Below are 9,976 nucleotides of genomic sequence, written 5' to 3'. Positions count from 1 at the left end.
ACGCACCCCGCACCGAGAAGACACAGCCCCGGTCACCCGCCGGGCAGACACGAAAAGACTCCCCACGCACCCGCCAGAGCCCGGTTACCCTTGCTGCGTTTCCGCCCTGGGGGAGTTGGCCTGGATGGCGTCACGTGAGGAGCCTCCGAAAGTCTACCGGACGTCACGGGCAGTATCGGACACATGAAGATCGCCATCGCCGGGGGCCACGGACAGATCGCCCTGCTCCTCGCTCGCCAGCTGACCGATGCCGGACACGACGCCGTCTCGATCGTCAGGAACCCCGCCCACGTCCCGGACGTCGAGCAGCAAGGGGCCACCGCGCTCGTGGCCGACCTGGAGCAGCTCGACGACGACGAGCTCGCGCTGCGGCTCCGCGGTGTCGACGCGGTCGTGTTCGCCGCGGGTGCCGGCCCGAACAGCGGCGCCGAACGGAAGCTCAGCGTCGACCGGGACGCAGCGCTCCTGCTCGCCGACGCCGCGGAACGCCTCGGTGTGCAGCGCTACGTGATGATCTCCGCGATGGCGGCGGACCGCTACGACCCCGAGCGCGCCGTCGTCCCCGCCCAGGACGACGCCGACGTCTTCCAGGTCTACCTGCGGGCGAAGTCCGAGGCCGACGCGAACATCCGTGCCCGCAACCTGCGGTGGACGATCATCCGCCCCGGCGCACTCCTCGACACCCCGCCGCAGGGCACGGTCGACGTCGGCCGGACGGTCCCGCGCGGCTCGATCCCCCGCGGGGACGTGGCGGCGCTCGTCGTGCACGCACTCGTGGACGACCTGGCGGTGGGGGTGCAGTTCGAGGTCACGAGCGGGAACACCCCGATCCCGGCAGCGCTCGCAGCGCTCGGCTGACGCGCGCCGCCGCCCGGCTGTACGGGCACCGGGCACGACGTCGCACTGCCGGCCCTCCGGCGCCGCGGCGCTACAGCGCGACCGCGGCCGACTGCCGGGCGATCTCGAGCTCCTCGTTCGTCGGGATGACGAGCACCGCGACACGTGAGGCGTCGGTGGAGATGCGCCGGGCCTCGCGCGAGGCGAGCTCGTTGCGGTCCGCGTCGACCTCGATGCCGAGGTGCTCGAGCCCGGCGAGCACACGCCGGCGGAGCAGGGCGTTGTTCTCCCCCACCCCGGCGGTGAAGACGACCGCGTCGAGCCCGCCGAGCTGCGCCGTGTAGGCGCCGACGTACCGGCGGATGCGGTGCCGGTACACGGCGAGCGCCGCCTCGGCGACCTCGTCGCCCTTGGACGCCGCGTCCTGCACGTCGCGCATGTCACCGTTGCCGGTGAGCCCGAGCAGGCCGGAGCGCTTGTTGAGGATGTCGTCGAGTTCGTCGAAGTCGAGCCCGGCCTCGCGGTGGAGGTGCACGAGGACCGCGGGGTCGAGGTCGCCGGAGCGGGTACCCATCACGAGGCCCTCGAGCGGGGTGAGGCCCATCGAGGTCTCGATCGACCGCCCGCCGTCGATCGCCGCCGCGGAGGCCCCGTTGCCGAGGTGCAGCACGATCGTCTTGAGCTCCGACAGCGGTCGGGCGAGGAACGCCGCTGCCTGCTCGGAGACGTACTTGTGGCTGGTGCCGTGCATGCCGTAGCGGCGGATCCCGTACCGCTCTGCGAGGTCGGACGGGATCGCGTAGGTGTACGCGTGCGGGGGCATCGTCTGGTGGAACGCGGTGTCGAACACGGCGACGTGCGGCACGTCCGCGAAGACCTGCTTCGCCGCGCGGATGCCCTCGAGGTTCGCCGGGTTGTGCAGTGGCGCGAGGGACGACAGGTCCTCGATCTGCTGCTCGACCTCGGCGGTGACGACGGTGGCGGCGTCGAAGGTGGTACCACCGTGCACGACGCGGTGCCCGACGACTGCCGGCGGGTGTTCCTCGAACGACGGGCCGACCTTCCCGAAGGCGTCGAGCATCGCCTGGAACCCCGCGGCGTGGTCGGGCACCGACGCGGAGTCGTTCGAGGAGGACTCCCCCGTGATCGCGTTCGTGTGCTTCCAGGCCCCGGCGGACTCGCCGATGCGTTCGACGAGGCCGGACGCGAGGGTCCGCTCGTCGTCGAGCTCGATGAGCTGGTACTTGAACGAACTCGATCCGGAGTTCACGACGAGGGCTGCGGTCACTTCGGTGGTGCCTTTCGGTTCGGACTGGAGGCGCGGTGCGTGGTGGTCAGTCGGCGCACGTCGCGCAGGTGGCTGGCCGGGTTCGGTCGGCCGGGTCAGGCGGCCTCGGACGAGGTGCCGGCCTGGATGGCCGTGATCGCGACGGTGTTGACGATGTCGCTGACGAGCGCACCGCGGGAGAGGTCGTTGATGGGCTTGCGGAGGCCCTGGAGGACCGGGCCGATCGCGACCGCTCCGGCGGAACGCTGCACGGCCTTGTACGTGTTGTTGCCCGTGTTGAGGTCGGGGAAGATGAACACCGTCGCCTTGCCCGCCACCGGCGAGTCGGGCATCTTCGCGCTCGCGACCGTCGGGTCGGCGGCCGCGTCGTACTGGATCGGGCCCTCGACGAGGAGGTCCGGGCGGCGCTCCCGGACGAACGCCGTGCCCGCACGCACCTTGTCCACGTCTGCTCCGGAGCCGCTGTCGCCCGTCGAGTAGCTGAGCATCGCGACCCGGGGGTCGATGCCGAACTGCGTCGCGGTCTCGGCCGAGGAGATCGCGATGTCGGCGAGCTGCTCGCTCGTCGGGTCCGGGATCACGGCACAGTCGCCGTAGACGAGCACCCGGTCGGCGAGGGCCATGAGGAACACGCTCGACACGATCGACGTCTCGGGGCGGGTCTTGATGATCTCGAACGACGGCCGGATGGTGTGCGCGGTGGTGTGCTTCGCCCCGGAGACCATGCCGTCGGCGAGGCCGAGCTGCACCATGAGCGTGCCGAAGTAGGAGACGTCGGTGACGGTGTCGCGTGCGAGTTCGACCGACATGCCCTTGTGCGCCCGGAGCCGGGCGTACTCCTCGGCGAAGCGCTCTCGGAGCTCGGGGTCGAACGGGCTGAGCAGCTGCGCCTGCTCGAGGTCGAGCCCGAGCTCGGTCGCCCGCGTCCGGATGGCTGCCGGTTCGCCGAGGATCGTGATCCGGCAGACCTGACGCGCGAGCAGCGTCGATGCCGCCCGGAGGATGCGGTCGTCGTCACCCTCGGGCAGGACGATGTGCTTGCCGTACCCACGCGCTCGGTCGAGGAGGCCGTGCTCGAACATGAGCGGCGTGACCACACCGGACGGCGTGACCTGGAGCCGGTCGCGGAGTTCGTCGGCGTCGACGTGCTGCTCGAACAGGGCGAGCGCGAGGTCGGCCTTGCGCGGCGAGTCGGCAGCGAGCCGGCCCCGGGTCTGCGTGATGCGGAGCGCCGTGTCGTACGTGCCGAGGGCGTTCTGGGCGATCGGCAGCGAGCTCGACAAGCCCTCGAGCAGCCGCGAGATCTGCGGTGCCGTCTCGAACCCGCCGTTGAGGATCACCCCGGCGAGGCTCGGGAACGTCTCGGACTGGTTCGCGAGCAGCATCGCGATGAGGACGTCGCTGCGGTCCCCGGGGACGACGACGATGCCGCCCTCGATCAGCCGGGGCAGCACGTTCTCCATGCTCATCCCGGCGACGACGGTGCCCAGGGCTTCACGGTCGAGCAGGGCCTCGTCGCCCCGGACCAGGGTGGCGTCGGTCGCCTCGAGCAGGGCACGGACCGTCGGCGCCACCAGCACCGGGTCCTCCGGGATCGCCCAGACCGGGACACCGGCGTGGTCGTCGTGCACGGCGGCGCCGACGCTCGACACGATCTCGGTGAGGCGGTCGGGGTCCGCCCGGTTCACGACGACGCCGAGGAGCTGCGCGTGTGCCGCCCGGAGCTCGCTCGTCGTGACGTCCGCCACCTGGGCCATCGCCTCGGGAGTCCTGGCGCCGCGATCGGCGGAGTCGCGTCCACCGAGCACGAGGAGCACGGGAGCGCCGAGGTTCGTCGCGACCTTGGCGTTGAACGACAGCTCGGTGGGGCTGCCCACGTCGGTGTAGTCCGATCCGAGGACCACGACCGCGTCGCACTGCTGCTCGACCTGGGCGAAGCGCCGGAGGATCGTCGCGACCGCGGCATCCGGGTCGGCGTGCACGTCGTCGTAGGTGACCCCGACCGCGTCGTCGTAGGAGATGCCGACCGCGGTGTGCTGGAGCAGCAGTTCGAGCACGTAGTCCGGCTCGTGCACGGACCGCGCCACCGGCCGGAACACGCCCACCCGGCCGACCGTGCGGGCGAGCGTCTCGAGGACTCCGAGGGCGACGGTGCTCTTGCCCGTGTGCCCCTCTGCGGACGTGATGTAGATGCGGGTCGACACGGATCCAGGGTAGCCGTCGGTCGTGTGGCGACATCCGGGCGGATTCCCATCTGTGGATGTGCGTGGTCATCCACACCCTCGCGGACCTGTACCATGGGGTGTCGTCACCGCGAGGTGGCGCCTGGAGGATTCGCCTAGTGGCCTATGGCGCACGCTTGGAAAGCGTGTTGGGTGCAAGCCCTCAGGGGTTCGAATCCCCTATCCTCCGCCAGCACCAGCACGACGGCGCGAGACCGACCAGGTCTCGCGCCGTCGTCGTTCCCGGATCGTACGCGTGACCCTCGGTCCCCCTCTTGGTGGACCGCCCCGAACCCCGATCCGCGCACGGTGGCCACGACACGCCGCCGCGGGGTGGAACGGGCTGTCCACGATACCCGTCGGTCGCCTATGCTGACCGGACGGCGTCCCCGGGACGGGGCGCCACGGGACACGAGCGGCAGGGGCGTCGCTCGGCAGCGTCATCCGCTGTGCCCGCATCACAGGAGGATCCGACGTGGGGGACATGACTGCGCAGGCGGCGGTGCGACCGCGCTCCCGGACCTACGACGTCGTCGTCCGTCCCCGCAGCGCGCTCGTCCGCTCGACCGCGCTCAGCATCGCCTTCTCCGCGGTCCCCCTCGCCGTCGCCCTCGTGTGGGTGTCCTTCCCGTTCCGGCTGTGGGCACTCATGGCCTTGATCGTCGCGCTCCTCGCCGTCGTCGTGGGTGCGGCGGTCGTCCGGCTCGGGACGGCCTACGTCGGCGTCGACGCCACCACGGTCGACGTGCGCGGCGTGCTCTCCTCGAGTCGTCGGATCCCTCGCGACGCGGTCGACCGGATCCTGCTCGTCGAGACCTACGGCGCATCGGTCGAACGGTCCGTCCGCGAACTCGTGGCGTTCGCCGCCGACGGCGAACACCTCTTCCGGTTGCGCGGTGACGTGTGGGGCGACGCCGGGCTCGACCGCATCGTCGACGAGCTCGGTGTGACCGTCACCGAGGAGCCCAAGCCGATGACCACCCGCGAGTTCGCGCGGCGCTGGCCCACGAGCCGAGCGTGGTACGAGCGCTCGCGGGCGTTCCTCGTGATCGGGCTGCTCGCGGTCCTCGTCATCGGCGGCCTCCTCGTCGTCGAGACCGCCGGCCTCATCGCCGCCTGACGCGACGCGGAACCCGCCCGACGCGCAGCACGCCCGACGCGCAGCCCGCCCGCCGCGCTGCGCGCCCGACGCGCAGGACGCCCGACGCGCAGGACCCCCGCCCAGCTGGTGACCCGGCCCTCAGCGGCGCCGACGCAGCGTCGAGAAGATGCCCTGCACGACCTCCTTGGCGATCGTCCGCCCGAGCCCGGACCCGAGCAGGTCCGACAGGGGGTCGTTCGCCTTCCGTGACGCCGTCGTCCGCGTGCTCGACCGCCCCGACCGCCGCGCCTCGGCAGCCCGCTCGGCCCGTTCGAACTCGCGCTGCGCCTGCTCGTACTCCTTCTGCGCCGCAGCCCGGTCGCGCTCCTCCTGCTTCGCCTTCGCGGCCGCCTCCTTCGCCGCGGCCGCCTGCGCCCGCGCAGCCTCCTTCTCGGCCTCAGCGGCTGCCACGGCTGCGGCCTTCGCCGCGTCCGCTGCCGCCGCGTCCGCGGCCGCCGCCTCCATGCGGCGTGCGAGCATCTCGTGGGCCGAGTCGGGGTCGACGCGGGTGCCGTAGGTGGCGAGGAGCGGCGACGACTGCACCCGGGCCTCCAGGTCGGCGGTCGGCATCGGGTCCATCGATCCCTGCGGAGCCCGCAGTCGGGTCCACGCCACGGGGGTCGGCGCGCCTTTCTCGTTCATGACCGTGACGATCGCCTCGCCGGTCGCGAGCGAGGTGAGGACCTCGCCGAGGTCGTAGTCGCTCGACGGGTACGTCGAGACCGTCGCCCGGAGCGCCTTCGCGTCGTCCGGCGTGTGTGCCCGCAGCTGGTGCTGAATGCGCGAGCCGAGCTGCGCGAGCACGTCGTTCGGGACGTCCTTCGGGGTCTGCGTCACGAAGAAGATGCCGACGCCCTTCGACCGGATCAGCCGGACGGTGCGCACGATCTGGTCGGTGAAGTCCTTCGACGCACCGTTGAACAGCAGGTGCGCCTCGTCGAAGAAGAACACGAGCTTCGGCTTGTCCTGGTCGCCGACCTCCGGGAGCTCGTTGAAGAGGTCCGCGAGGAGCCACATCAGGAACGTCGAGAACACCTGCGGCTGGTCCTGGACGCCCGGGACCTCGAGCAGGCTGACCACACCACGTCCGTCGGCGGCCGTCCTGAGGAACACCTGCGTGTCGATCTCCGGCACGCCGAAGAACTGGTCGGCACCCTGGTCGGCGAAGGTGATGAGTTCGCGGAGGATCACGCCGGTCGTCTGCTTCGACAGGCCGCCGAGCTCGGCCAGTTCCTCCTTGCCGTCGTCGCTGACGAGGAACGTCAGGACGCTCCGGAGGTCCGAGAGGTCGACGAGCGGCAGCCCGGCCTGTTCGGCGTAGTGGAAGACGAGCCCGAGCGAGGACTCCTGCGTCTCGTTCAGCCCGAGCACCTTCGACAGCAGCAGCGGGCCGAACCCGGACACGGTTGCGCGGATCGGGACGCCCGTACCCTGCCCGCCGAGGCTGTAGAACTCCGCCTCGCTCGCGACGGCCTGCCAGTCCTGCCCGATGCCGGCGGTGCGGGCGAGGAGCTTCTCGCTGCTCGTACCGGGCACAGCGAGGCCGGACAGGTCACCCTTGACGTCGGCGGCGAACACGGGGACGCCGTTCGCGGCGATCTGCTCGGCGAGCAGCTGGAGCGTGCGGGTCTTGCCCGTGCCCGTCGCACCCGCCACGAGGCCGTGCCGGTTGAGCATGCCGAGCGGGATGCGCACCTGCACGTCGGGCAACGCCTCGCCGTTCACGAGGGCGCCGAGCTCGAGGGCGCTGCCGGTCACCTGGTAGCCGTCACGGACCGCCGACAAGGCGTCCGGTCCGAGCGGTCCCGCCGCGTCGTCGGGTGCGGCCGCCGGCGCACTGCCGGGAGGCACGGTGCCGGTCCCTGACGCCGCTGGCGGCCCGTCGGTGGTCGCGACGGCCGGGCCGTCACCGGGTGCTGGGTCGGGTGCGTCGGCAGCGGTGGGCGCCGCCGCGCCGTCCGCGGCCTGGGCCGTGTCGGCCGCTGACGCGTCGGGCGTCGCCTCCTCGGGCGTCGCGGGCGCCGACGCCGCGAGCGCTGCCGCGAGTTCCTCAGCCCGTGCGGCCGCCTCGTCGGCGAGCCGCCGCGCTTCGTCCGCCGCGGCCTTCGCCGCCGCTGCCGCCGCCCGGGCCTGCTCCACCGCGTCGCTCATGCGCTCAGCATACGAACGGGAGCGCGAGTCGGTTCGGTGCTCGCCCCGCATCGCGGTCGGACGACACGGTCGACGTCGTCCGACCGCGGTCACGTCGTCCGACAGCGTGCGGAGCAGCCGCCGTGCCGCCTGTCAGTGCGAGAGCGCCGGCACCGTGCGGGGCCGCACGACCACCCAGAGCAGGGTGATCGCCACGGCCGACGTGCAGGCCATGACGGCCGCCATCGGTGCCGCGGTGGTGATGCCGAGCCAGCCGACGATCGGCGAGATGAGCCCGGCCACACCGAAGTTCAGGGCGCCGAGGAGGGACGCTGCGGTACCGGCCTCCTTGCCGTGGGCGGCGAGGCCGATCACCTGCACGAGCGGGAACGAGAACCCGCAGGCGGCGATGAAGAACCACAGCGGCACGAGCACCCCGACGAGCCCGGCGCCGAGCAGGTCGAGCACGATGATCGCCACGGCCGCGAGGAACAGCGTGGCGGTCGAGCACGCGAGGATCCACTGCGGGCCGACACGCTGGGCGATGCGGGACGAGATCTGCACGCCGAGCACGACACCGATCGAGTTCACCGCGAAGAGCAGACCGTACTGCTGCGCATTGAGGTCGTACACCTGCTGGAAGAGGAACGGCGACGCGCTGAGGTACGAGAACAGCCCGCTGAACACCATCGCGCCGATCAGTGCGACGCCGACGAAGATCCGGTCGGAGAAGAGCGCCCGGTACCGCTGCCCGACACTCGAGTGTCCCGCCTCGTGCCGACGTGCCGGCGGCAGGGTCTCGACGATGAGCAGCAGGGAGGCGATCACGACGGCGAGGCCGTAGCAGGCGAGGAAGACGAAGATCCCGCGCCAGCTCGTGAACCGGAGCATCTGCGACCCGATGAGCGGGGCGAGGATCGGCGCGAGGCCGTTCACCATCGCGAGGCGGGACAGCATCCGGACGAGCGGTTTGCCGCCGAAGAGGTCGCGGACCGTCGCCATCGCGACCACACCGCCGGCTGCGGCCCCCATGCCCTGGAGCACGCGGAACACTCCGAGCAACTCGATGTCGGGTGCGGTCGCGGCCCCGATCGACGCGAGCACGTGCAGGCTCGTGGCGACGATGAGCGGGAGACGACGGCCGACCTTGTCGCTCCACGGACCCACGAGCAGCTGACCGATCGCGAAGCCGAGTGTCGTGGCGGTGAGCGTCAGCTGCACGGCGCCGTCGGTGACGCTGAACTGCTCCTTGAGCGCGGGGAACGCCGGCAGGTACAGGTCGATGGTGAACGGCCCGAGCGCGGTGAGGGCACCCAGGACGAAGACGTAGACGAGGCGCTGCCCACGGGAGAGCGAGTCCCCCGGGTGCAGGACGACGCGGAGCGAACCGGTGGTGGCGGGCGCGGTCACGAGCAGGGTCCTTCGACGTGAGGAGGGGTGGTGGGAGGAGGAAGGCGGAGCCGGGTCGAATCGATTCGGCCGCGGAACCATCCTAACCGCACCTGTGCGTCACCTGACATGCGGTACGTTCGGACTGCCCGGCGGACCGGGCGATCTGGACAGGAAGGGGGTGGGTGTCGTGGTGGACGCCCGGATCCTGCACACGACCGCGGCCCTGCGCGAGGCGATCCTGCGCCTCGCCGCCGATCGTCCCGTGTCGCGCATCACCGTCGCCGACGTCACGCGCGCAGCGGGCATCAACCGTGCGACGTTCTACTCACACGCGGTCTCCCCCGGGTCGCTGCTCGCCGACGTGCTCACGCCGGAGCTCGACCGCATCCGTGACGACGACGCCGCTGCCCGTCGCGCGGCGTTCGAGCGCGGTGCGGCGCCGGACGAGCTCGAGGCCATCACCCGCCGCGGCATCGACGCCGTGGTCGAGCACGTCGTGTCGTACAAGGAGATCTACGGCAAGGCCCTGCCGGACCCGGAGGACGGTTCGCTGCACCGTCTCCTCGTCGACCACTTCACGGTGTCGAGCGCGCAGCACATCCGGGAGCTCCCGGCCGAGGGCCGGCCCGAACTCCTCGACGACGTCGCGGCCGGGTTCGTCGCCCAGGGGTTCGTCGGCGCGATCGAGGCGTGGCTCGCCGGCCCGCGCCGGTCGCGGAAGTCGCTCGTCCAGACGATCACGCTGTCGTTCCCGGCCTGGTGGCGCTGACGCGTCGCGTCCCGCGCGTCCCGCGCGCCGGAGACGGACCGGAGGCCCGGTGCCAGCTGGCACCGGGCCTCCGGTCCGTCTCGGCGTCCGTCGAGGACGCGACGCGCGCTACCGGCGGGCCACCTGCGTCAGTCCGCTGAACGACACCGCCCCGAGGCCGGTCACGTCGTCGTACCCCTTCCGCACTACCTCATACA

Annotated in this window: 7 protein-coding genes, 1 tRNA gene and 1 other RNA gene; 4 read left to right on the top strand and 5 right to left on the bottom strand. The window is 71.8% G+C overall.

The genetic code is table 11. The annotated features are described in order from the left end of the window. Positions 1-50 precede the first annotated feature (50 nt). Positions 51-147: signal recognition particle sRNA small type (gene ffs / locus NS184_RS17575), an RNA gene on the bottom strand. 36 nt (positions 148-183) lie between these two features. On the opposite strand from ffs, the gene NS184_RS16665 reads away from it, so the two are divergent. Continuing rightward, positions 184-858: an NAD(P)H-binding protein gene (locus NS184_RS16665; protein ID WP_058727194.1), complete on the top strand. Its 675-nt coding sequence runs from the start codon at positions 184-186 to the stop codon at positions 856-858. 70 nt (positions 859-928) lie between these two features. On the opposite strand, the gene NS184_RS16660 is transcribed toward NS184_RS16665, so the two are convergent. Together NS184_RS16660 and pta are read right to left on the bottom strand one after the other, a co-directional pair. Continuing rightward, entirely contained in the window at positions 929-2,125 is a 1,197-nt protein-coding gene (locus tag NS184_RS16660; protein ID WP_058727193.1) for an acetate/propionate family kinase, read from the bottom strand. 95 nt (positions 2,126-2,220) lie between these two features. Further along, on the bottom strand, positions 2,221-4,329 hold the full coding sequence (gene pta, locus NS184_RS16655; RefSeq protein WP_058727192.1) for a phosphate acetyltransferase: 2,109 nt from the start codon (positions 4,327-4,329) through the stop codon (positions 2,221-2,223). A 123-nt stretch (positions 4,330-4,452) separates the two neighbouring features. Here pta and NS184_RS16650 point away from each other — a divergent pair. Both NS184_RS16650 and NS184_RS16645 read left to right on the top strand, forming a co-directional pair. Then, positions 4,453-4,540: transfer RNA gene (locus NS184_RS16650), tRNA-Ser, on the top strand. A gap of 282 nt (positions 4,541-4,822) precedes the next feature. After that, positions 4,823-5,467 (top strand): hypothetical protein, encoded by a 645-nt coding sequence (locus NS184_RS16645; RefSeq protein ID WP_152998293.1) that lies wholly within the window; start codon positions 4,823-4,825, stop codon positions 5,465-5,467. Positions 5,468-5,587: 120 nt separating this feature from the next. Here the strand turns inward: NS184_RS16645 and NS184_RS16640 are convergent, their stop codons facing one another. Both NS184_RS16640 and NS184_RS16635 read right to left on the bottom strand, forming a co-directional pair. Beyond that, the gene (locus NS184_RS16640; protein ID WP_058727190.1) at positions 5,588-7,639 is read right to left on the bottom strand and encodes a helicase HerA-like domain-containing protein; all 2,052 of its coding nucleotides are present in this window, start codon (positions 7,637-7,639) and stop codon (positions 5,588-5,590) included. Positions 7,640-7,771: 132 nt separating this feature from the next. Next, on the bottom strand, positions 7,772-9,028 hold the full coding sequence (locus NS184_RS16635) for a multidrug effflux MFS transporter (protein ID WP_058727189.1): 1,257 nt from the start codon (positions 9,026-9,028) through the stop codon (positions 7,772-7,774). A gap of 160 nt (positions 9,029-9,188) precedes the next feature. Here NS184_RS16635 and NS184_RS16630 point away from each other — a divergent pair, with 160 nt between their 5' ends. Continuing rightward, on the top strand, positions 9,189-9,779 hold the full coding sequence (locus NS184_RS16630; protein ID WP_058727188.1) for a TetR/AcrR family transcriptional regulator: 591 nt from the start codon (positions 9,189-9,191) through the stop codon (positions 9,777-9,779). Positions 9,780-9,976 lie beyond the last annotated feature (197 nt).

The sequence above is a fragment of the Curtobacterium luteum genome (assembly GCF_001475545.1).
Lineage (GTDB): Bacteria > Actinomycetota > Actinomycetes > Actinomycetales > Microbacteriaceae > Curtobacterium > Curtobacterium luteum_A.
The sequence above is the reverse complement of the archived record's forward strand: the minus strand, read 5'-3'. Positions and strand labels throughout refer to the sequence as shown.

Coding starts and splice junctions, on each gene's coding strand:
- NS184_RS16640 (WP_058727190.1), bottom strand. CDS start 7,639: ATGAGCGACGCGGTGGAGCAGGCCCGGGCGGCGGCAGCGGCGGCGAAG.
- NS184_RS16665 (WP_058727194.1), top strand. CDS start 184: ATGAAGATCGCCATCGCCGGGGGCCACGGACAGATCGCCCTGCTCCTC.